Annotated in this window: 20 protein-coding genes; 13 read left to right on the forward strand and 7 right to left on the reverse strand. The window is 51.7% G+C overall.

Annotation, left to right across the window (positions count from 1 at the left end; translation table 11 throughout):
* Positions 1-360 precede the first annotated feature (360 nt).
* From OH663_RS02610 to OH663_RS02625, 4 genes are read left to right on the forward strand one after another with little or no spacing between them, the layout of a single operon-like run.
* Positions 361-789, forward strand: a complete 429-nt coding sequence (locus OH663_RS02610; RefSeq protein ID WP_200010031.1) for a GlcG/HbpS family heme-binding protein — start codon at positions 361-363, stop codon at positions 787-789.
* 22 nt (positions 790-811) lie between these two features.
* On the forward strand, positions 812-1,975 hold the full coding sequence (dhaT, locus tag OH663_RS02615) for a 1,3-propanediol dehydrogenase (RefSeq protein ID WP_048220520.1): 1,164 nt from the start codon (positions 812-814) through the stop codon (positions 1,973-1,975).
* 19 nt (positions 1,976-1,994) lie between these two features.
* Entirely contained in the window at positions 1,995-2,348 is a 354-nt protein-coding gene (locus tag OH663_RS02620) for a glycerol dehydratase reactivase beta/small subunit family protein (protein WP_200010033.1), read from the forward strand.
* Positions 2,349-2,879, forward strand: coding sequence for a cob(I)yrinic acid a,c-diamide adenosyltransferase (locus OH663_RS02625; RefSeq protein WP_045447812.1), 531 nt, complete (start codon positions 2,349-2,351; stop codon positions 2,877-2,879). It begins immediately after the preceding gene.
* Here the strand turns inward: OH663_RS02625 and dhaR are convergent.
* The 3 genes from dhaR to OH663_RS02640 all read right to left on the reverse strand — a co-directional run bounded on the left by dhaR (position 2,857) and on the right by OH663_RS02640 (position 6,256).
* Positions 2,857-4,782, reverse strand: a complete 1,926-nt coding sequence (dhaR, locus tag OH663_RS02630) for a dihydroxyacetone kinase operon transcriptional regulator DhaR (protein WP_045449791.1) — start codon at positions 4,780-4,782, stop codon at positions 2,857-2,859. The genes OH663_RS02625 and dhaR overlap by 23 nt on opposite strands.
* A gap of 92 nt (positions 4,783-4,874) precedes the next feature.
* On the reverse strand, positions 4,875-5,972 hold the full coding sequence (locus OH663_RS02635) for a glycerol dehydrogenase (RefSeq protein WP_045447815.1): 1,098 nt from the start codon (positions 5,970-5,972) through the stop codon (positions 4,875-4,877).
* 50 nt (positions 5,973-6,022) lie between these two features.
* Complete coding sequence (locus OH663_RS02640) at positions 6,023-6,256, reverse strand: hypothetical protein (RefSeq protein WP_045449793.1); 234 nt, start codon at positions 6,254-6,256, stop codon at positions 6,023-6,025.
* A 277-nt stretch (positions 6,257-6,533) separates the two neighbouring features.
* On the opposite strand from OH663_RS02640, the gene OH663_RS02645 reads away from it, so the two are divergent.
* Complete coding sequence (locus tag OH663_RS02645) at positions 6,534-8,192, forward strand: glycerone kinase (RefSeq protein ID WP_263525681.1); 1,659 nt, start codon at positions 6,534-6,536, stop codon at positions 8,190-8,192.
* Between the two features lie 201 nt (positions 8,193-8,393).
* Here the strand turns inward: OH663_RS02645 and cfa are convergent, their stop codons facing one another.
* A complete protein-coding gene (gene cfa / locus OH663_RS02650; protein ID WP_045447821.1) occupies positions 8,394-9,548 on the reverse strand; it encodes a cyclopropane fatty acyl phospholipid synthase in 1,155 nt (384 codons plus the stop codon).
* Positions 9,549-9,615: 67 nt separating this feature from the next.
* Here cfa and OH663_RS02655 point away from each other — a divergent pair, with 67 nt between their 5' ends.
* Entirely contained in the window at positions 9,616-10,464 is an 849-nt protein-coding gene (locus OH663_RS02655) for a helix-turn-helix domain-containing protein (RefSeq protein ID WP_045447824.1), read from the forward strand.
* On the opposite strand, the gene OH663_RS02660 is transcribed toward OH663_RS02655, so the two are convergent.
* Positions 10,458-11,243: a siderophore-interacting protein gene (locus tag OH663_RS02660; RefSeq protein ID WP_200010035.1), complete on the reverse strand. Its 786-nt coding sequence runs from the start codon at positions 11,241-11,243 to the stop codon at positions 10,458-10,460. The two genes, OH663_RS02655 and OH663_RS02660, sit on opposite strands and share 7 nt — an antisense overlap.
* Before the next feature lie 237 nt (positions 11,244-11,480).
* Between OH663_RS02660 and OH663_RS02665 the strand changes: the two genes are divergently transcribed.
* Positions 11,481-12,161 (forward strand): PadR family transcriptional regulator, encoded by a 681-nt coding sequence (locus tag OH663_RS02665; RefSeq protein WP_167493935.1) that lies wholly within the window; start codon positions 11,481-11,483, stop codon positions 12,159-12,161.
* A gap of 50 nt (positions 12,162-12,211) precedes the next feature.
* Here the strand turns inward: OH663_RS02665 and OH663_RS02670 are convergent, their stop codons facing one another.
* Positions 12,212-13,732: a methyl-accepting chemotaxis protein gene (locus tag OH663_RS02670; RefSeq protein WP_200010037.1), complete on the reverse strand. Its 1,521-nt coding sequence runs from the start codon at positions 13,730-13,732 to the stop codon at positions 12,212-12,214.
* A gap of 430 nt (positions 13,733-14,162) precedes the next feature.
* On the opposite strand from OH663_RS02670, the gene ygjG reads away from it, so the two are divergent.
* Together ygjG and OH663_RS02680 are read left to right on the forward strand one after the other, a co-directional pair.
* On the forward strand, positions 14,163-15,542 hold the full coding sequence (gene ygjG, locus OH663_RS02675) for a putrescine aminotransferase (protein WP_167493934.1): 1,380 nt from the start codon (positions 14,163-14,165) through the stop codon (positions 15,540-15,542).
* 225 nt (positions 15,543-15,767) lie between these two features.
* Entirely contained in the window at positions 15,768-17,786 is a 2,019-nt protein-coding gene (locus OH663_RS02680; RefSeq protein ID WP_048220515.1) for an oxidoreductase, read from the forward strand.
* Positions 17,787-17,835: 49 nt separating this feature from the next.
* On the opposite strand, the gene rlmG is transcribed toward OH663_RS02680, so the two are convergent.
* Positions 17,836-18,972, reverse strand: a complete 1,137-nt coding sequence (gene rlmG, locus OH663_RS02685; protein ID WP_045447841.1) for a 23S rRNA (guanine(1835)-N(2))-methyltransferase RlmG — start codon at positions 18,970-18,972, stop codon at positions 17,836-17,838.
* 82 nt (positions 18,973-19,054) lie between these two features.
* On the opposite strand from rlmG, the gene OH663_RS02690 reads away from it, so the two are divergent.
* The 4 genes from OH663_RS02690 (at position 19,055) to sstT (ending at position 23,353) form a co-directional block, all read left to right on the forward strand.
* On the forward strand, positions 19,055-19,555 hold the full coding sequence (locus OH663_RS02690; RefSeq protein WP_045447843.1) for a M48 metallopeptidase family protein: 501 nt from the start codon (positions 19,055-19,057) through the stop codon (positions 19,553-19,555).
* Between the two features lie 72 nt (positions 19,556-19,627).
* Complete coding sequence (locus tag OH663_RS02695) at positions 19,628-20,626, forward strand: Gfo/Idh/MocA family protein (RefSeq protein WP_200010039.1); 999 nt, start codon at positions 19,628-19,630, stop codon at positions 20,624-20,626.
* A 270-nt stretch (positions 20,627-20,896) separates the two neighbouring features.
* Entirely contained in the window at positions 20,897-21,865 is a 969-nt protein-coding gene (locus OH663_RS02700; protein WP_045447852.1) for a TerC family protein, read from the forward strand.
* A gap of 243 nt (positions 21,866-22,108) precedes the next feature.
* On the forward strand, positions 22,109-23,353 hold the full coding sequence (gene sstT / locus OH663_RS02705; protein WP_200010041.1) for a serine/threonine transporter SstT: 1,245 nt from the start codon (positions 22,109-22,111) through the stop codon (positions 23,351-23,353).
* The last annotated feature ends 11 nt before the right edge of the window (positions 23,354-23,364 follow it).

The raw sequence follows: 23,364 nt of genomic DNA on the forward strand, positions 1-23,364 counted from the left end.
CGCTGGGCCAGATCACCGGAGGATTAAATCCCCGGCAATCGCCTTTCATCAGCAATAGCCGAACTTTAAATGAGCAGACCAATAAAAAAATTAAATTAATTTCGTTCCAATTTGGTACGTAATTAAACTTCTTCGTTCCACATTGAAACGGCTATCTTAAATATTCACAGCGAATTGTGACAGGGTTAAATGATCATTATCAACAAATGCCAAAAGCAGTAAATAAACTTAATTTTTTAGAAAACCTCACCCTATTGACTTAATAACACGCAGCGCGAGAATAAAGAAAATCCACTAAAAAAATAGCTGACGCACAATATTTTTCGCGACCTCAGCCCTACAATCTTGTCAGGAGATAATGTGAATAAGACCCAACCCATCGCCACCATCACACTGGCGGCAGCAAAGAAAATGGCAGCCACAGTCGAGGCGAAAGCGCATGAAATCAACGTTCCGGTGGTCTTTTCTGTTGTTGATCACGGCGGAAATACGCTGCTGATGCAACGTATGGACGAGGCGTTTATCACCAGTTGTGACATTTCTCTCAATAAAGCGTATACCGCCTGCTGCCTGCGACAAGGTACTCACGAAATTACTGATGCGGTACAGCCTGGTGCTTCTCTATATGGTTTACAGCTAACCAACCAACAGCGAATAGTTATTTTTGGCGGCGGCTTGCCTGTCATATCAAACGGAAAAACAATCGGTGCTGTCGGCGTCAGTGGCGGCACTGTTGAACAGGATATGTTATTAGCCCAAAGCGCACTGAATTGCTTCTCTGAATTATAAATTAAACTTAAGAAGGTATATTATGAGCTATCGTATGTTTGATTACCTGGTGCCAAATGTGAACTTTTTTGGCCCTAATGCTATTTCCGTCGTCGGCGAACGCTGCAAACTACTGGGTGGGAAAAAAGCACTGCTGGTTACTGATAAAGGCCTGCGGGCAATTAAAGACGGTGCGGTAGATAAAACCCTCAGCCATCTGCGTGAAGCAGGTATTGAGGTAGTGGTTTTTGATGGCGTCGAGCCGAATCCTAAAGACACCAACGTACGTGATGGCCTGGCAGTTTTTCGTAAAGAGCAGTGCGATATTATCGTCACCGTCGGTGGCGGTAGCCCGCACGACTGCGGTAAAGGCATTGGCATCGCCGCCACTCATGAAGGCGATCTCTACAGCTATGCCGGAATTGAAACACTGACCAACCCGCTGCCCCCAATCGTTGCGGTCAATACCACCGCCGGTACCGCCAGCGAAGTGACCCGCCACTGCGTGCTGACTAACACCAAAACAAAAGTGAAATTCGTTATTGTCAGCTGGCGCAACCTGCCGTCTGTCTCTATTAATGATCCACTGCTGATGCTCGGAAAGCCTGCACCACTCACCGCCGCCACCGGGATGGATGCATTGACTCACGCCGTTGAGGCGTATATTTCAAAAGATGCCAACCCGGTCACCGATGCCGCTGCTATCCAGGCGATTCGCCTGATCGCCCGTAATTTACGTCAGGCCGTCGCGCTGGGCAGCAACCTGAAAGCCCGCGAAAATATGGCCTATGCCTCTCTGCTGGCGGGTATGGCCTTTAACAACGCCAACCTCGGCTACGTGCATGCCATGGCGCACCAGCTAGGTGGCCTGTATGACATGCCGCACGGCGTGGCAAATGCTGTTCTGCTGCCACACGTGGCGCGTTATAACCTGATTGCCAACCCGGAAAAATTCGCTGATATCGCCGGTTTTATGGGCGAGAACACGGATGGCCTGTCCACCATGGACGCCGCTGAACTGGCGATTCATGCGATTGCCCGCCTCTCTGCCGATATCGGGATTCCGCAGCATCTGCGCGAGCTTGGCGTAAAAGAAGAAGATTTCCCGTATATGGCGGAAATGGCGCTGAAAGACGGCAACGCGTTCTCGAACCCGCGTAAAGGGAATGAGAAAGAGGTTGCCGAAATCTTCCACCAGGCATTCTGACTGAAAAAGGGGGGACGCAATGTCACTTTCATCTCCAGGTGTGCATCTTTTTTATCACTCGCGCTGGCAGGATACTCGCGTGCTTGATGAGCTGTGCTGGGGACTGGAAGAGCAAGGCGTCCCCTACAAGGCCATCAGTTACGACGAGAATGAGAGCGCGTTGGCGCTCAGCAAACGGGCAGCAAAAAGCTCGGCGCTGCGCGTTGGTCTCGGCCTCAGCATGACAGGTGATATTGCCTTAACCCATGCCCAGTTACCCGAGGATCGTGCGCTGGTCTGTGGGCATATCGCTGCCGGAATCGAACAGGTTCGCACACTTGGCGCCAACGCCGGTCAACTGGTCAAAGTTCTTCCCTTCAGTGAGATAACATAAATGTATCGCATCTATACCCGAACCGGCGATAAGGGCACTACCGCGTTGTTTGGCGGCAGTCGTATCGACAAAGATGATATCCGCGTTAATGCCTACGGCACCGTAGATGAGCTGATTTCCCAGCTTGGCGTCTGCTACGCTACGACCCGGCAAACAGAGCTACAGCAGGATCTACACGCCATCCAGAAAACACTGTTTGTGCTGGGCGCCGAGCTAGCCAGTGATGAAAAAGGTCTTTCCCGTTTAAAACAGACCATTGGCGAAGGGGATATTCAGACACTGGAGCAACTGATTGACCGCAATATGGCGCAAAGTGGCCCGCTTAAAGAGTTTGTGACTCCAGGGAAAAATCTGGCATCTGCGCAATTGCACGTTGCACGAACGCTGACACGACGGCTGGAGCGTATTCTCACAGCAATGGACAGAACAATTGCCGTACGCGGAGAGCTTAAGCGTTACATCAATCGCTTATCGGATGCGCTGTTCTCAATGGCCAGAATTGAAGAAACTACTCCAGATGTTTGCGTTTAAACTGGCTGGCATCAATGTCGTACTGTTTCATCTTGCGCCACAGCGTGGTACGCCCAATGTTCAGCAGTTGCGACATCTCCTGCACACGCCCACTGGTAACACGAGCAGCGTGGATGATCGCCTCTTTTTCGATGGCGGTAAACGTCAGGCTGGCAGGAAGCAGCGACGATGCGGCCTCCAGACCTGGACGTTCGGCAAACAGATAATCCGGCAGATTGCTCAGGCGAATATGGCCGTTATCGCTGCTGATGGCGATATTCTCGATAATGCTGTTTAGCTCGAAGTCATTGCCCGGCCACGAATAAGCTACCAGTTGTGCCAGCGCGTCGTCGTCCAGTTTCAGGCTGGATGAAAAGCGTTTCTTCAGGCTGTTAAGGCGCGTATGAATCAGTGCCGGAATACTGTTACGCCGCGCCCGCAGCGGTGGAATAACAATCTCAAAGGAGTGTAGTGCGTAATACAGCTGGCGGCTAAAGCGGTTTTGCTCCACCAGATTAGCAAGATCTACCGTGGTAGTGGCGATCACTTTCACATCAACCGGGATCAACCGACGGGCATCGAGGCGAGTCAACACCCCCTGCTTGATCACCTGTAACAGAGCAGATTGTAGCTCCGGCGCCAGATACTCAATTTTTTCCAGAAACAGCGTGCCACCGTTCGCCAGTTCGAGGCGACTCAGTCGACCATTTTCATCATCGGTTGGTGCACTGCCCGTAAAGTCCTGCCCCAGTACGCTGTTGGCATACAACTGGCAGTTCACGGCAATATAAGGGCCGCTGGCACGTTCGCTTTCATTGTGAATGGCCTGACTGAGAAGCTCTTTACCCACCCCCTCTTCACCGCACAACAGGATCGGGAAACTTCCCCTGGCCGCCTGGCGACCAAAATGAATCAAACGCCGGGTTTCCGGATCATCCGTCGACATCTGTTCAAAAGTATGGCTAACCTTGCCCAGTTGACTGGTCATCAACTGACGCATTTGCTCAACCGGATGCAATAGCAAAATAAAGCTGTTGCCCTGTTCTTCTACAATCGGCTTCAGAGTAATGACCGCATCAACAAACTGATGCTGACTCTCAAAGGTGACTTCGACGTGATTCAGGCCGCGGGCATGTTTAATCGCACGACGCAGCAGGGTGGGTAAATTGACCAGGTCATTAATGTTTTTCCCCTGGCTGGCTTGGGCATCCAGATGCAACAGCATGGCGGCGCGTGCATTGAGAAACTGCAGTACGCCCTGCTCGTTCCAGGCCATCACGCCATCATCCATACTCTCCAGCAATCCGTACATCTGATTGAGATGTCGGTTAGATTCGGCTAACAGGCTGTCGGTCAGCAAAGAATTACCGACTTCCCTAGCAATCGCCAGCGTCAGCGATAAATCAGAAATGGATTCATGCTCTACCAGGCAGCAAAGCGAAATCGAGCCAAACAGTCGCCCGTGGTTATCAAACACCGGCGTTGAGCAAAATGACCACGGATGCAACGCCTGTTTAAAGTGCTGATCCCCGCTGGTTTTTGTCGGTTGTCCTGGCATTGTCGCCAGCGACAATGCACAGCTGCCAATGATGCTCTCAGCACAGTAGCTACCATCCAGAAACCCAAGTTCCGCCAGTTGTTCTACCGTCTGTGGATCGCCGCAACGGCTGAGAATACAGGCAGACTCATCCAGAATAAGCAGCGCGCAGGGACGTCCGTCCATAAACTCCCAGGCATCTTCCAGCGCAGCCTGGCCTATCGTCAGCAGCGCGGTCTTGCGTCGACAAATCGACTCAAAAGTCAGTCCCTGCGCCTGATGCGGCGCCTGCCAGGTTTCCCGCTGCATAAACTTGCTGCAACGATGCCATGACTGGGCGATGACCGAAGAGACTTCCTTCCCGATGTCCTGAGTGTGCGCCGTCATATCCATTTCCGCTGTTTTACCATAGACAACCCCTCCGGCAGAGACTGTCAGAGGGGAGAAAAGATGCCGGAAAGAGGCTTACCGACGCCTGATTAACGTGCCAGCCACTGCTGCCCCAGCAGGTCCGCCGTCAGAATAGCGGCATGAACACTTTCTGGTGTCACCGGGAACGGCATATTGTGAATGGTTTCACCTTCCGCACAGGTCGCTTTGGCAACGGCATGAATCTTGTCGTCGATGCCTTCTTTTACGCCCATTTGCGCCAGCGTGACCGGCAGGCCAACTTTCTGGCAGAAATCCAGCACGGTTTCTATCTCTTCCATTGGGCTATTTTGCAGGACCAGTTGTGCCAGCGTACCAAACGCAACTTTTTCACCATGGTACAAATGGTGGCACTCTTCCAGAATCGTGAAGCCGTTATGGATCGCATGTGCGCCCGCGAGACCGCTGCTTTCAAAGCCGATGCCGCTGAGATAAGTATTCGCTTCCACGATACGCTCCAGTGCATCCGTCACCACGCCAGCCTGCGCTGCACAGCGTGCCTTTTCGCCTTCTGCCAGCAACGTATCATAGCACAGGCGTGCCAGGCTCAGTGCCGCCGCCGTGGACTGCCCGCCCGCCATGCTGGTCGCTCTGGCATCGTAACAGGCTTTCGCTTCAAACCAGGTTGAAAGCGCATCGCCCATTCCGGCAACCAGCAGACGCACCGGCGCCCTGGCGATAATCGCCGTATCCATCACCACCATATCCGGGTTTTTCGGGTAGATCAGATACTCTTCAAACTCACCGGCTTCAGTATAGATAACGGACAGCGCACTGGTTGGTGCATCAGTAGAGGCAATAGTCGGAATCACCACCACCGGCAGCTTCTGGTAATAGCCAATCGCTTTGGCTGTATCCAGCGTTTTCCCGCCGCCAATCCCCACAACGCCACGGCAGCCATGTTGTTTCAAAATGGCAATCAGACGATTAATTTCCACATGGCTGCATTCACCATTAAAGCGTTCCGCATGACAGCTAATGTCGTGGCTGTGCAGGCCGTTGAGCACTTTCTCCCCCGCCAGCTTCATCACGAAGTCATCTGCAATCACGAAAAAGCTGTCCGCCAGATTTTTAGCGTATTGACCAAATAAGATAGAAGCGTCAGGACCCTGGAGATATTTGGCTGGAGATTGAATAACTTTTAGCATTCCTTTCATCCTCAAATAAGTACATGTTTTTACATGATGAGCCCTGGCGTTCACCTGTTTAGCCTGATGTAGATAGCAAAACGAAGGGGTACCGGAGCGATGCAATAACTGTATGGCGAGGCGTGAACAAAAAAATCTTTCGTCTTTTTGTTCTGATATGAAACAGATAAAAATGACTGACGTTCCATATTGGAACGATTAACCCTGAAATTAATAAGGTTTGCGATCCCGATCCGCTCATTTAGCGCCAATGCCGCGCGGGTAACTAAAATCAGGTTTTGCATTTCCTCTCCACCACCGTCGTAACCATCCGAAAATAGCATCCTGCGACGTATTACCCTCTCTAATACAAAGAGAAAAAAGTTGTTCGGGTTCGCATTGTGTAATTTTTTCGTACAGTTACGTTCCATTTTGGAACAAAAAAGAACATTCATGTTCCGTAATGAAACTCATTTTGCATGTGTTTTTTTCCGCACTGACTCAGCCAAAATCTCTCCATCGCCTCCGCACCATGTCAATGCATCCGGGGGTTTGTTTTACTCTTAATCTCCAGGAGCCGTTATGTCTCAATTCTTTTTTAATCAGCGCAACCATCTCGTAAACGACGTTATCGACGGTACGATCATCTCCAGCCCGTGGAACAACCTGGCACGTCTGGAGAGCGATCCAGCCATTCGTATCGTGGTACGTCGCGACCTCAATAAAAATAACGTGGCAGTGATCTCCGGCGGTGGCTCAGGGCACGAACCCGCTCATGTCGGGTTTATCGGCAAGGGCATGTTAACCGCAGCTGTCTGTGGCGACGTATTTGCTTCGCCAAGCGTGGATGCGGTACTGACAGCCATTCAGGCGGTAACCGGTGACGCAGGTTGCCTGTTGATCGTTAAGAATTACACTGGCGACCGTCTTAACTTTGGTCTTGCGGCAGAGAAAGCCCGTCGGCTTGGCTATAACGTCGAGATGCTGATCGTCGGTGATGACATTTCGCTGCCGGATAACAAACATCCTCGCGGTATCGCCGGGACTATTCTGGTACATAAAATTGCCGGCTATTTTGCCGAGCGCGGCTATAACCTCGCCACCGTCCTGCGTGAAGCGCAATATGCGGCAAACAACACCTTCAGCCTTGGTGTTGCGCTCTCCAGTTGTCATCTGCCGCAGGAAACCGAGACTGCACCACGTCATCATTCGGGGCATGCAGAACTGGGAATGGGTATTCACGGTGAGCCGGGCGCATCCGTGATCTCCACCCAAAACAGTGCGCAGATTGTCAATCTGATGGTAGATAAGCTGATTGCCGTGCTGCCTGAAACCGGTCGCCTGGCAGTGATGATTAATAACCTCGGCGGCGTGTCGATTGCGGAAATGGCTATTCTGACCCACGAACTGGCAACCAGCCCACTGCACTCGCGCATCGACTGGCTGATTGGCCCTGCCTCGCTGGTCACAGCTCTGGATATGAAAGGCTTTTCGCTGACGGCCATCGTGCTGGAAGAGAGCATCGAAAAAGCGCTGTTAACCGAGGTGGAAACCACCAGTTGGCCAACCCCCGTACCACCACGTGAAATCACTACCGTGCCATCATCTCAGCGCAGTGCACGCGTGGAATTCCAGCCTTCAGAGAACGCGCTGGTAGCCGGAATCATTGAACAGGTCATTGGGACGCTTTCCGGCCTGGAAGCACATCTCAACGCGCTGGATGCCAAAGTGGGTGATGGTGATACCGGTTCAACCTTTGCGGCAGGCGCACGTGAAATTGCCGACCAGCTACAGCGTAAGCAACTACCGCTTGCTGATCTGGCCACGCTGTTCGCGTTGATTGGGGAGCGTCTGACTGTGGTTATGGGAGGTTCCAGCGGCGTGCTGATGTCCATCTTCTTTACCGCAGCCGGGCAGAAACTGGAACAAGGTGCTGAGGTTGCCGAAGCGCTGAATACGGGTCTGGCTCAGATGAAGTTTTACGGTGGCGCGGATGAAGGCGATCGCACGATGATTGATGCGTTGCAGCCCGCACTAACCTCTCTGTTGGCACAACCGCAAAACCTGCAAGCTGCTTTTGAGGCTGCACAAGCTGGCGCAGAACGCACTTGTCTGTCGAGCAAAGCCAACGCGGGTCGCGCGTCTTACCTCAATAGCGAAAGCCTGCTCGGTAATATGGACCCCGGCGCACATGCTGTCGCGATGGTGTTTAAAGCGCTGGCAGAGAATGCTCTCAAATAGTCCTTCAAAAAACTCAGGTGGTGAGGTGTGGCGGGTCCGGCTGAAAATTGCCGACGCGTTTCCGTAAGGCCAGGAGAGCCAGCATGAATGCTGGCTCAGGGCGCGCTTTACGGTGAGCGGAACTCGATTCAGGAATCAAATGTTCTCGATAAATGCGACAGGCGTTGGCACGAGTTCGCATGAATCTCTCTACTAACCCTATTAGCGATAAACGCGAATACCGCCCTCGACGCCACGGCTAAACAGTACCTGCCAAAGCTCAATGTCTCGGGCGCGGAAAGCTCCGGCGCATGCGCATAAATAGTAATTGAACATTCTTCTAAAAGTGGCGGAGTAATGTGAAGACAACTCTGGCCATGCCTGATTAAAACGCTGGTGCCAGGCCATCAGCGTTTTATCATAATCACTACCGAAGTTATGCCAGTCCTCCATCACAAACCGCGACTCACTGGCCTCGGCAATATGCGATATCGCCGGTAAACATCCGTTCGGGAAAATATATTTATTGATCCACGGATCTACACTCATCCCTTTTTTATTGCTGCCAATGGTGTGAAGCAGAAAGAGGCCATCAGGTTTTAAACAGCGGTCAGCGATACTGAAATAGGTATCGTAGTTTTTCGGCCCCACATGTTCGAACATCCCCACGGAGACAATACGATCGTAGTGCTTATCAAGGTCACGATAGTCCTGAAGCAGAATGGTGACATCCAGCCCGTCACAGCGCTGCTGCGCCATTTTCTGTTGCTCTTTCGAGATGGTGACACCCTCTACCGCCACGCCATAATGGCGCGCTGCATATTCTGCCAGGCCACCCCATCCGCAACCGATATCCAGTAAACGCATCCCCGGCTTCAGTTGCAACTTCTCGCAGATCATTTTTAATTTGGCATTTTGCGCATCCTCTAATGAGGTCGCATCTTTCCAGTAGCCGCAGGAATATTGCATGTATGGATCAAGCATCAGGGCGAAGAGATCATTGCCAATATCATAATGCTCTTTGCCGACAATCCAGGCCCGGCTGCGCGACTGCAAATTAAAAAGGCGTGCACTGGCAATGCGTAAAATATCTTTCAGATTGCCCGGCATTTTTTGATCGAGTTTTGCTTTGAGGATCTTGCAGAACAGAATATCGAGCCGTTCGCAGTCCCACCAGCCTTCCATATAGCTTTCGCCAAGCCCTAAAGAACCTTGTTGCAGTACCCGTTTAAAGAAACCGGCATGATGAAGTTGAATATCCCAGGCACGCGAACCATTGATCTGGATATCAGCCTGCTGGAGCAGCTCTTTCCCCATCCGCGTCCAATTATCATTTGTTTCATTTACGATTACAGCATCTGAACAAAGCGTGTCCATGGTCTTTACCAAAAGTGGGCTAATAATTCTTAGGCAAGATTATTATGGAAAACAGAGTGTATGTATTATGATTTGCGGACAAGATCTATCGAGTAGAGGCCACATAACCGGGAGCATTACGTATTTCTTTATGGAAACCATCAAGCAGAAACAGTGGAATTCCTTCCCGGATGACTCAATGGCAGAACTGCCGCAGGATGTTTACTTTCGCTCATATGTCCTTGAAGCGAATAACCATGTACCGCAGCACTCACACTCTTTTACCCAGTTTCATTTTGCCCGCAAGGGAAGCATGCGTATTGATGTCGCCGGCAAATGCTGGATAATCCCCGCGCATTATGGAATCTGGATCCCTCATAATATTGAACATGCGGTATGGGCGCTGGATGATGTTCATTTAGAGAATCTGGATATTAAACCGGACTTTCTGGAGAAACGTATTGATGAGTGTAAAGTGGTCGCCATCAGTGATTTCGCCCGAGAGTTTATTCATTACGCGACCAACTTAATTTCGGGCCATTACGATCGTCAGTCAAAAGAAGGGAAGCTGGTCAGCGTATTGGTCGATATTATTTTGCAGTTACCGGAAGTTGCCTTTGTATTACCCTGGCCACAGGATCGCGAATTAACAAAAATCTGCCGGACAATACAGGAATCCCCCGCGCTGGAGCATTCGTTAGAGTACTGGGCGCAGCATCTCGGCATGTCGCCTCGCACATTTTCGCGCCATTTCAAAAAAGAAACGGGATTACCTTTCAGCGTCTGGAAGCAAAAAATGCGGATTCTGGAATCCGTATTAATGCTTAAGAAAAATAAAAGCGTGACCGCCGCCGCACTCGACGTGGGTTATTCGAGCACCGCGGCATTTAGCTACGCGTTTCGCCAGGCCTTTGGCGTTCCTCCGTCTAATTATTGATCAGCGGCTTTGCGTTGGTGCCAGTAAGCAGCTGCACGTACCAGTTGCTGATCGAACTCCTCGGTTTCAAAGCGGGCACTCAGGTTTTTCACCACTTTTCCTTCGCCTGTTATCCAGATGAAATAATCTTCTGCAGGTACATTTAGTTGCGCCAGCACGTCGTTCACCGCCTGCTCGTTGTGACCGACAAACCACTGGATAGCAAACCCGTCGAGGTGGGAAAGATAATCCTGGCAGGCTGCATCCTGCACGCTCACCAGTGCAGTCACCTCTGGACGCACCGCTAAACCACTCAGCGCTTCCAGGCGGCGGCGCAGAGCAGGCATTCCCGACTCATCACACACGTAAACCTGATACGCATAGTCTTCTGGTACCACCAGAGAACCGCGTGGTCCACCGATTGTCAGCTTGTCACCTTCACGGGCGTTCATCGCCCAGGTACTCGCCACGCCGCCGTCATGAATGAAGAAATCCAGCGCCAGCTCATGACGCGCTTCATCATACAGCGGCGTGTAATCCCGGGATGCAGGACGGACTCCCTCTGCCCAGACAATGCCCTCATCCGTCACCACTGGCGGCACAAAATGCGTACCCGGTTCAGGAAAAAAGACTTTGGAGTGATCATCAAAACCGCGTGAGCTAAAGCCATCCAGTGCGTCACCGCCAAGAACGATACGCTGAAAACCCGCGCTTATGCGTTCAACGCGCAGGACTGAGAGTTCGCGAAAGCGCAGTTCATTACGAACGCGCTGTGGGTAGCGTGGGGTATTTTTTGTCATTTTTCCGCCTTCGTGAAAATAATACGATATATCTAATTTAATTTTTAAATGATAATGATTGCTAGTTACAAATATTGCAAGCACTTTTTTTGATATAGTCTCGCTCTGCTTATCAGAACGACAACACCGAATTAAAAGCTATAAAAATCAACATATTATGACAAATAAAAATAACACTCTTGCAAAGCATCAATTTTTAGATATAAATTAGATATATCTAAATAACATCAGGAGAAGATGATGCAAAACCAACATGAAGGTTGCTGCAAAAATGCAGAACACCAACACGAAGGATGCTGCAAAGGTGAAGGGCATCACCACGAAGGCCATGACACCGAGCATCACCATCAGGGTTGCTGCAAAAGTGAAGAACATCGCCACGAAGGTTGTAACAAAGAGCACCACCACGAGCACGGCTGTGGACATCGCCATGGTCGGGGCGGCGGCGGTCGTCGTCAGCGCTTTTTCGGCCACGGCGAATTGCGCCTGGTGATTCTGGATATTTTGACCCGCGATGCCAGCCACGGCTATGAACTGATCAAAGCCATCGAAACACTGACCCAGGGTAATTACACACCAAGCCCCGGCGTGATTTATCCGACGCTGGATTTTTTGCAGGACCAGGAACTGATTGTCATCAACGATGAAGAAAGCGGACGTAAACAGATAACGATCACCACGCAAGGTCAGCAGTGGCTTGATGAAAACCGTGAGCATCTGGAACATATCCACGAACGCATTAAAGCGCGTTGTGTGGGTTTTGAATTACGTAAAAATCCGCAAATGAAACGGGCGCTGGATAACTTCAAGGCCGTACTGGATCTGCGGGTTAATCATGGTGATACCAGCGATGCGCAGATCAAAAAAATCATCGGTATTATCGATCGTGCCTCACTGGACATCACCCAGTTAGATTAAAACAAACCGGTCAAAAGGCGGAACCCGTTGTTCCGCCTTCACACCTGAGGTTAATGCAGGACCGTTACGGCATCTTCCAGACGCCCGGCACGATGTTTCACCATCGCTGAAATGTGGGCACTCTCTTCGACAAGTTCTGCATTTTTCTGCGTAATGCTGCTCAATTCATTCACCGCGCGAGTCAGGCTGGAAAGCCCATCCGCCTGTTCCAGCGTGGAGTGGCTGATTTGGGCAATCAGTTGGGTAACGTTTTGTACCTGCGCCACAATGTCGTCCATTGTGCGCCCGGCTGCGTGAACCTGATCGGAACCGGACTGCACTTTGTCAGCGCTGGCATCGATCAATTTGCGGATGTCATTCGCTGCACTGGCGCTACGGCTGGCAAGATGGCGTACCTCTCCCGCCACCACGGCGAACCCTTTCCCCTGCTCACCCGCTCGCGCGGCTTCAACCGCTGCGTTCAACGCCAGAATGTTAGTCTGGAAGGCAATATCGTTAATCAGAGTAGTGATAGTGCCGATCCGCTGGGTGCTATTAGCAATATCGTCCATCGTTTTAATGACGGTGTCCATCGCCTCACCACCCTGCGTTGCCGCACTGCTGGCTGCAATGGAGAGCTTATCGGCAGCGGATGCAGTCGCGGAGTTTTGCTTCACCGACGCCGCCATCTGGTTCATCGTCGTCACCGTTTCCTGCACATTTTCTACCGTCTGTTGCGTGTGCCGGTTCAAATCATCACTGCCTTTTGCCAGCGTTTCGCTGTCGTTACGCACACAGGAAACCTGGCTTGAAACATCATGGATAAGCCAGCGACACATTAATCCCAGTTGCCCCACTGACCGTAACATCAGCCCCAATTCATCGCTGCGGTTAAGGTGCGACACGCTATTGCGCTCTCCGGTCGCGACTTTCAGCGCCTGACGGGCAACATTCTCGATTGGGCGTACAATTTGCCATTCGAAGATCGTCGTTCCAGCCAGCATCACCAGCGCACTCATCAGCAGTAGCGGCCATTCAGCCCCCATCTGCTGCAACGCAACGGCCAGCACGGCAAACATCAATGCCATCACACTACGTACCCGCCAGCGCACCGGAAGCGACGGGAGTTTACCCAGCCAGCCTTTACGCACCACCAGCCCTTTATGAATACGCCTGTTACAACGCCCTTCATTCAGCGCCTTATATAAAGGCTCTACCGCAGCGATCTCTTCATCCGTCGCCCGGGTCCGGATGGACATATACCCGGTAACATGTCCTTCCCGCACCATCGGCACCGCGTTGGCTCTCACCCAATAGTGATCGCCATTTTTACGCCGGTTTTTCACAATCCCACTCCACGGCTCGCCCTGCTGCAGCGTGTACCACATATCCGCAAACGCCGCTTTTGGCATATCCGGATGACGAACCAGGTTATGCGGCTTACCGAGCAATTCATTCAGCTGATAGCCGCTGACCTGAACAAAGGTATCGTTCGCATGGGTAATATAGCTTTGTAAATCGGTGGTCGACATGAGGGTGATATCATCATCCAGCGGTGTATTTTGCTGACTAACGTAGGGATGAGAAGACATGGTTGCGTCCTGTGCAGGTTATCTGGTTGTTAACTCTTTCGGCTTATGTTATTTCGGCGCTAATCTTTTTAACTTTAGTTGTTAAATTTGATTTAGATCGCAATTTGCGATTAAACCTCAAAATCTGTATGTTTTCTAATTCATTGATTTAAAATACTTTCGTAACGAAACTATTCAACAACACTTCACTCCACGCACTGCAATAGTGCAATTTTTGCCCACTTTTAGCGCAGTAGGCCACTTTTCCCGTCTGTTTTCTGGCTGTAAACCTGGGCAAAATACCAGCAAATGTTAATGTTTGAGATTAAATGTTGCACAAGCGAGTTATTTCCTGGCGTTTATCCCGATTTTCGTTAAGCGCGCCGGGATGGCGCAATCCCTGCAATACTTAATTCAGTATCATGTGATACGCGAGCTCCGGGAGCATATTTTGAACAGGTTACCTTCCAGCGCATCGGCTCTGGCCTGCAGCGCACACGCACTGAATCTCATTGAGAAGCGAACGCTTGATCATGAGGAGATGAAAGCACTTAACCGAGAGGTGATTGATTACTTCAAAGAGCATGTTAATCCGGGGTTTTTAGAGTATCGAAAATCTGTAACTGCCGGCGGGGATTACGGAGCCGTAGAGTGGCAAGCGGGAAGCCTGAATACGCTTGTCGACACCCAGGGACAGGAGTTTGTCGATTGCCTGGGGGGTTTTGGAATTTTCAACGTGGGGCACCGTAATCCAGTAGTGGTCTCCGCCGTACAGAATCAACTCGCGAAACAACCTCTGCACAGCCAGGAATTGCTTGATCCATTACGAGCCATGCTGGCAAAAACGCTTGCCGCGCTGGCACCCGGAAAGCTGAAATACAGTTTCTTCAGCAACAGTGGGACCGAGTCAGTCGAAGCGGCACTGAAGCTGGCGAAAGCGTACCAGTCACCGCGCGGCAAATTTACGTTTGTTGCCACCAGTGGCGCTTTCCACGGAAAATCGCTGGGCTCGCTGTCCGCCACGGCTAAATCCACCTTCCGTAAACCATTTATGCCGCTGCTGCCGGGCTTCCGTCATGTTCCTTTTGGCGATACTGACGCGATGCGCACCGTACTCAGCGAGTGTAAAAAAACAGGTGACGATGTGGCTGCCGTTATTCTGGAGCCGATTCAGGGTGAAGGCGGAGTGATCCTACCGCCGCAGGGGTATTTGACCGCCGTACGTAAACTCTGCGATGAGTTTGGCGCGCTGATGATCCTCGACGAAGTACAAACAGGCATGGGGCGTACCGGTAAGATGTTCGCCTGCGAACACGAAAACGTGCAGCCCGACATCATGTGTCTGGCAAAAGCGCTGGGCGGCGGTGTAATGCCCATTGGGGCGACAATCGCGACTGAAGAGGTGTTCTCCGTTTTGTTTGATAACCCCTTCCTGCACACCACCACCTTTGGCGGCAACCCGCTTTCCTGTGCGGCGGCGCTGGCAACTATCAATGTTCTGCTGGAGCAAAATTTACCAGCCCAGGCAGAACAGAAAGGCGATATGTTGCTGGATGGCTTCCGACAGCTGGCGCGGGAATACCCGGACCTTGTGCATGACGTACGTGGGAAAGGCATGCTAATGGCGATTGAATTTGTCGATAATGAGATAGGTTACAACTTTGCCAGTGAGATGTTCCGCCAGCGGGTACTGGTGGCCGGAACACTGAATAACGCAAAGACGATCCGTATCGAACCGCCGTTAACATTAACAATCGAGCAATGCGAACTGGTAATACGATCAACGCGCAAAGCCCTGGCTGCATTACGGGTGAGCGTGGAGCAAGTGTGACAGATGCCGGATGGCGGCTACGCCTTCACCAGCCTACAGCAGCACCATACCGTAGGTCGGAGTAGATGCGTTAGTACTGCCATCCGGCAATTTCTTCGCAGGTATACGCATCTTTTTTGAATCCCATCACAATCACGCCATTCCCCTTTTCCCTTTTACGCAGCGCCAGCTAAATTAGTAACTCATCCGACCACATAACAATAATTTTACATACTGGACACCTTTATGAGCTATCCGTCGCTGTTCGCCCCGCTCGATCTGGGATTCACCACGCTTAAAAACCGTGTGCTGATGGGTTCGATGCATACCGGGCTGGAAGAGTATCCCGATGGTGCAGAACGGCTGGCCGCGTTCTACGCCGAACGCGCCCGCCACGGTGTAGCCCTGATTGTGACCGGGGGTATTGCTCCTGCATTATCTGGCGTCGGTATGGAGGGTGGCGCGACGCTGAACGATACCAGCCAGTTGCCGCACCATCGCATCATTACTGATGCCGTTCACGACGAAGGTGGCAAAATTGCGCTACAAATCCTGCATACCGGGCGCTACAGCTATCAGCCACATCTGGTCGCGCCTTCAGCCATTCAGGCCCCGATCAACCGCTTTACACCGCATGAACTGACCCATGATGAAGTTCTACAACTGATTGAGGATTTTGCTCACTGCGCACAACTGGCGCGGGAAGCAGGTTATGACGGCGTAGAAGTGATGGGTTCGGAAGGGTATCTGATCAACGAATTCCTGACATTGCGCACCAACCAGCGTAATGACGAATGGGGAGGCGATTATACCAATCGCATGCGTTTTGCTGTGGAGGTTGTTCGGGCGGTACGCCAACGTGCCGGTAATGACTTTATTATTATCTTTCGGCTGTCGATGCTCGACCTGGTGGAAAATGGTGGAACCTTTGACGAAACGGTCCAGCTGGCGCAGGCAATAGAAGAGGCAGGTGCCACCATAATTAATACTGGTATTGGCTGGCATGAAGCACGTATACCTACCATCGCCACGCCGGTTCCACGCGGTGCTTTTAGCTGGGTGACACGTAAGCTGAAAGGCCATGTGACGATCCCGTTGGTCACCACGAACCGTATCAACGATCCAACCGTGGCCGACGACATTCTGGCTCGCGGCGATGCCGATATGGTATCGATGGCGCGTCCGTTCCTTGCCGATGCCGAACTTCTTTCAAAAGCACAAACCGGACGAGCGGATGAGATCAATACCTGTATCGGCTGCAACCAGGCCTGCCTGGATCAGATCTTCGTTGGCAAAGTCACTTCCTGCCTGGTGAACCCACGCGCTTGCCATGAAACCAAAATGCCGATCCTTCCGGCCACTCAACTGAAAAACCTGGCGGTTGTCGGTGCTGGCCCTGCGGGGCTCGCCTTTGCCATTAACGCTGCTGCACGTGGGCATCACGTGACGCTGTTCGATGCGCATGGTGAGATCGGCGGACAGTTTAATATCGCCAAACAGATCCCCGGCAAAGAAGAGTTTTATGAAACGCTGCGCTACTACCGCCGAATGATCGACGTGACCGGCGTGACGCTGAAACTGAATCATTTTGTCACCGCACACGATCTGCACGCATTTGATGAAGTGATCCTCGCCAGTGGGATCGAGCCACGCATGCCGCCGATCGACGGTATTGATCACCCAAAAGTGTTGACCTATCTTGACGTCCTGCGCGATAAAGCGCCGGTGGGCAAACGCGTCGCGATTATTGGCTGCGGTGGGATCGGTTTTGATACCGCCATGTATCTGAGCCAACCGGGCTCTCCTACCAGTCAAAATATTGCTGAATTCTGTGTGGAATGGGGGATCGACACCAGTCTGCAACAGGCAGGCGGTTTACGCCTGGAAGGGCCGCATTTATCCCGCAGCCCACGTCAGATAGTCATGTTGCAACGCAAGGCCAGTAAACCAGGACAAGGCTTAGGTAAAACAACGGGCTGGATCCATCGCGCCACCCTGCTTTCACGCGGCGTAAAAATGATCCCATCAGTGAGCTATCAAAAGATCGACGATGACGGACTGCACGTACTGATCAACGGTGAACCGCTGATCTTCGACGTGGATCATGTGGTGATCTGCGCCGGTCAGGAACCCAAACGCGAACTGGTCGATCCGCTGAATGCGGCAGGTAAAACGGTGCATCTGATTGGCGGGTGCGATGTGGCGATGGAACTGGATGCCCGACGCGCTATTGCGCAAGGCACCAGGTTAGCGCTGGAGATTTAAGCTTTTGTCGGCCGGATACGGCATTTACGCCGCCATCCGGCACTCGAATTTAGCGGCGGCGGCCCGTTTTAACCGCTTTCAACACCACAAATTTGTTGTTAGTGGCGATGGTGACGCAGTTGCCAAAAATCTTCTTCAGCTTGTGGAAGTAATCCAGGTGGCGGTTGGCCACGATATACAGCTCACCGTTGATCTTCAGGCAGCGGCGGGCATGGTGAAACATCTCCCAGGCGATGTTATCGGTCAGCGCATGTTTCTGGTGGAACGGCGGGTTACACAGTACGGCGTTAAAACGGAAAGGTTCCACGCCAGAGAGCGCGTTGTTGATCATAAACTCACAGCGATCCAGCGCTTCAGGCATGTTGGTTTCAACGTTCAGACGGCTTGATGCCACTGCCATTGGCGATTCATCAACAAACACTACGCTCGCTTGCGGGTTTTTCTCCAGCAATGTCAGGCCAATCACGCCGTTACCACAGCCGAGATCGACAATTTCGCCTTCCAGATTTTCCGGCAGATGCTCAATAAAGAAACGCGCGCCAATATCCAGTCCGGTGCGTGAAAACACGTTAGCGTGGTTGTGGATAGTCCAGTCGGTGCCTTCCAGCTTCCAGCTTAACGTTTGTGAGGCTTCAGCCAGCTCAGGATTGCTAAAGGTACAGTTGATCAGACGGGCTTTTTTCCATGCCAGCGTCGTGGTGGTTGGGCCTAGCACCTTTTCAAACAGCTCCAGCGTCGAGGTGTGGATATCACGCGCTTTCGCACCAGCGATGATCCGCGTTTGCGGCGTAACAACCTCACGCAGTGCACGAAGTTGCTGTTCCAGCAGAGCCATGGTTTTTGGCAGCTTAATCAGCACCACACCCGGTGCTTGCGGGTATTCAGCGGTACTATCAAGAAACTTGACGCTGGATTCCGCGATATCGTTGTGACGCAGGTTTTCACGCGTCGCCAGCTCGCTTAAATAGGAGTCGCCAATGCTGTAAGGTGTATGTTCCGCCAGCGCACAGCCCAGCGCGCCGAAAGTATCATTCAGGATAATCACCGGGCCGCTAATCTCGGTATCATCCAGCTGTTGCAGCAGATATTCATCTGCAGCTTCCCACGCCAGCAGCGGGTTAACGTCATCCGTTTCCGGGAAACGTTTAAGTGACAGCGAACGGAAACCGTTGTCTATGTGGCTCATCGGCCCTCCTGAATGGTAAAATTTCGGCGTATCCCTGAAAAGGGTGCGTGAGTATACACTTTTATGATTTGCGTGGACATGAATGAACCAACTAACTTATCTCCAGGGCTACCCGGAACACCTGCTGGCCCAGGTTCGCACGTTAATTAGCGAGCAGCGGCTGGGCGCAGTGCTGGAAAAACGCTATCCGGGCACACATGATTTCGCGACCGACAAAGCGCTCTGGCAATATACTCAGGATCTGAAAAGTCAGTTTCTGCGTAATGCCCCACCGCTCAATAAAGTGATGTATGACAGTAAGATCCACGTGCTAAAGAATGCGCTTGGGTTGCATACTGCAGTGTCGCGCGTACAGGGCGGCAAGCTAAAAGCCAAAGCAGAGATCCGCGTCGCAACCGTGTTTCGCACCGCCCCGGAGCCATTTCTGCGCATGATCGTCGTCCATGAACTGGCACACCTGAAAGAAAAAGAGCACGACAAAGCGTTTTACCAACTGTGCTGCCATATGGAACCTCAGTATCATCAACTGGAGTTCGATACCCGTTTGTGGTTAACGCAACAATCACTCAAGCAAACTGCGTAGTAGCGCACTGGCATTGACCGCAAGGCGTGCTAAATTGGCGAAAGGATCCCTTTTCTCAGCCTGAAGGCCTTTATGATACGTTTCGCAGTGATTGGCACAAACTGGATCACCCGCCAGTTTGTGGATGCCGCCCATGAAACCGGCAAATATAAGTTAACCGCTGTTTATTCCCGTAGCCTTGAACAGGCACAAACCTTCGCCAACGATTATCTCGTCGAGCATCTGTTTACCTCACTGGAAGCGATGGCGCAAAGCGACGCGATCGACGCTGTATATATTGCCAGCCCAAATTCTCTACACTTTCCGCAGACAGAGCTGTTTCTGACGCACAAAAAGCATGTGATTTGCGAAAAACCGCTGGCATCAAATCTGACTGAAGTCGATGCCGCAATCGCCTGCGCGCGCGAAAATCAGGTCGTGCTGTTTGAAGCGTTCAAGACCGCCAGCCTGCCCAATTTCCTGCAGTTGCAGCAATCCCTGCCAAAGGTGGGAAAAATCAGGAAGGCGTTTATCAATTACTGCCAGTACTCGTCGCGCTACCAGCGTTACCTGGACGGTGAAAATCCGAACACGTTTAATCCGGCGTTCTCTAATGGCTCGATTATGGATATCGGTTTTTACTGTCTGGCCTCAGCGATTGCGCTTTGGGGTGAGCCACAAAGTGTGCAGGCCAGCGCCAGTCTGCTGGATAGCGGCGTCGATGCCCACGGCGTTGTGGTACTGAACTACGGTGATTTTAGCGTCATCTTGCAGCATTCCAAAGTGAGCGACTCTGCGCTGGACAGTGAAATTCAGGGCGAATCGGGATCTCTGGTTATTGAGAAAATCTCTGAGTGCCAGAAGGTGTGCTTTGTTCCACGTGGCGGTAAAACGCAGGATCTTACTGTGCCTCAACACATCAATACTATGCTTTATGAGGCAGAGGTTTTTGCTCATCTGGTAGAAACTGGCGAAGTGGATCACCCGGCACTGGCCGTCAGCCGTATTACCGCTAAACTGCAAACGGAAATTCGTCGTCAGACTGGCGTCATCTTCCCTGCAGACCATGCGGATACATCGCTGACTGCGTAAAATTATGTAAAACAGATGTTACAGGCCATTGACTGAATACGTGGCCTGTAATACTTTGTTACCCGCAAAGGGGAGTAACTTCGTTGTCGGTTGATCGTCATTACGATGTGTGAAAAACCACATCCGGTCACCGGGCGATAACAAAGGAATACGCTACCGTATTCCTTTGTTGTTGTAAGTGAGACCTTGCCGAATGGCAAGGTCTATGCATAAAAAGCAGCGGCTAACGTCATTCGGCGTTGGCCGTTTTTTTATGCATGGGGAAATATAATGAATACTGTCGGCACACCGTTGTTATGGGGTGGCTTCGCTGTTGTGGTGGTGATTATGCTGGCCATCGACCTGCTGCTGCAGGGCCGTCGTGGCGCGCATACGATGTCAATGAAGCAGGCGGCGGTCTGGTCAATCGTCTGGGTAACACTGTCGTTACTGTTTAACGCCGCATTCTGGTGGTATCTGGCTGAAACCCAGGGCCGTGCCGTCGCCGATCCACAGGCTCTGGCGTTCCTTACCGGCTATTTGATCGAGAAATCGCTGGCGGTTGATAACGTCTTTGTCTGGCTGATGCTGTTCAGTTACTTCTCCGTACCGCCGGCGCTACAACGTCGGGTACTGGTCTATGGTGTACTGGGCGCGATTGTCCTGCGTACGATTATGATCTTCGCCGGCAGCTGGCTTATCGCCCAATTCGAATGGCTACTGTATGTGTTCGGTGCGTTCCTGCTGTTTACCGGTGTGAAAATGGCGCTGGCAAAAGAGGATGCTTCCGGCATTGGCGACAGGCCGTTAGTTCGCTGGCTGCGCGGTCATTTACGCATGACCGATACCATCGAGAACGAGCATTTCTTCGTACGTAAAAACGGCCTGCTGTTCGTAACGCCGCTGATGCTGGTACTGATTCTGGTTGAGCTGAGCGATGTGATTTTTGCCGTCGACAGTATTCCAGCCATCTTTGCCGTCACCACGGACCCGTTCATCGTGCTGACCTCTAACCTGTTTGCGATCCTTGGTCTGCGCGCAATGTACTTCCTACTGGCTGGCGTGGCGGAGCGTTTCTCCATGCTGAAATACGGTCTGTCTGTCATTCTGGTATTTATCGGTATCAAGATGCTGATCGTTGATTTCTACCATATCCCTATCGCTATCTCGTTAGGCGTGGTGTTCGGTATTCTGTTTGTGACGCTGATTGTAAATGCGTGGGTCAACCACCAGCACGATAAAAAACAGCAAATGCAGTAACGTTCATCCAGCTTTCTGACAAGGCCCGACGCGCACTATACGCATCGGGCTTTTTGTTTAACATGTCACCAAAATGTTAATTCAAAGTTATAAAACATGATCTCGCCGCGAAATCAAGGATAATTCTCTTCCGCAACCTCTTTCTTTCCTTATACTCAGCTATGCAAACATTTGCCTCATTCTGAAAGATGCGTCGACTGAACGCACAAAGACCGGGCAACAACACAATGAAAGGATTATGAAATGACTACGCAACGTTCATCGGGGCTGATCTCGCGTTTGGCGCAAGGGAGCCTGGTTAAACAAATTTTGGTGGGTTTAATACTGGGGATTTTGCTGGCGCTGATCTCAAAACCATCGGCAGAAGCCGCTGGCTTATTAGGAACTCTGTTCGTCGGCGCATTAAAAGCCGTCGCCCCAATCCTGGTTCTGATGCTGGTAATGGCCTCTATCGCTAACCACCAGCATGGACAAAAAACCAATATCCGTCCCATTCTGTTTCTCTACCTGCTCGGTACATTTTCTGCGGCATTAGCCGCCGTCGTGTTCAGCTTCGCTTTCCCGTCCACACTGCATCTTTCCAGTAGTGCGAACGATATTGTGCCGCCATCAGGTATTGTCGAAGTCATGCGTGGTCTGTTGATGAGCATGGTTTCTAACCCGATTGATGCTCTGCTCAACGCGAACTATATCGGTATTCTGGTATGGGCTGTCGGGCTGGGTTTTGCACTGCGCCACGGTAACGACACGACCAAAAATCTCGTCAACGATATGTCCAATGCCGTTACTTTTATGGTGAAACTGGTGATTCGTTTCGCGCCGATCGGGATTTTTGGTCTGGTTTCTTCCACTCTGGCAACCACCGGTTTTGCAACTCTTTGGGGCTACGCACAACTGCTGGCCGTGCTGGTCGGGTGTATGTTGTTGGTGGCGCTGGTAATTAACCCGCTGCTGGTGTTCTGGAAAATTCGCCGTAACCCATACCCGCTGGTACTGGCTTGTCTGCGCGAAAGCGGTGTTTATGCATTCTTCACCCGCAGTTCAGCCGCCAATATTCCGGTGAATATGGCGCTGTGCGAGAAGCTGAATCTGGACCGGGATACCTACTCTGTTTCTATCCCACTCGGGGCAACCATCAATATGGCGGGGGCAGCAATTACCATCACCGTCCTGACGCTGGCGGCGGTCAATACGCTGGGGATCCCTGTTGATTTACCGACAGCATTGTTACTTAGCGTGGTGGCTTCACTCTGTGCCTGTGGCGCATCAGGCGTGGCGGGTGGTTCTCTGCTGCTGATCCCACTGGCGTGCAATATGTTTGGTATCCCAAATGATATCGCCATGCAGGTGGTTGCCGTCGGCTTTATCATCGGTGTATTGCAGGACTCCTGTGAAACCGCACTGAACTCATCAACAGATGTATTGTTTACCGCCGCAGCTTGCCAGGCTGAAGACGAGCGTCTGGCAAACAACGCCCTGCGTGGCTAACCTCTCCTCCC

Origin of the sequence: Citrobacter sp. Marseille-Q5395 (assembly GCF_947057495.1) — a bacterium.
Taxonomy (GTDB): Bacteria; Pseudomonadota; Gammaproteobacteria; order Enterobacterales; family Enterobacteriaceae; genus Citrobacter; species Citrobacter murliniae.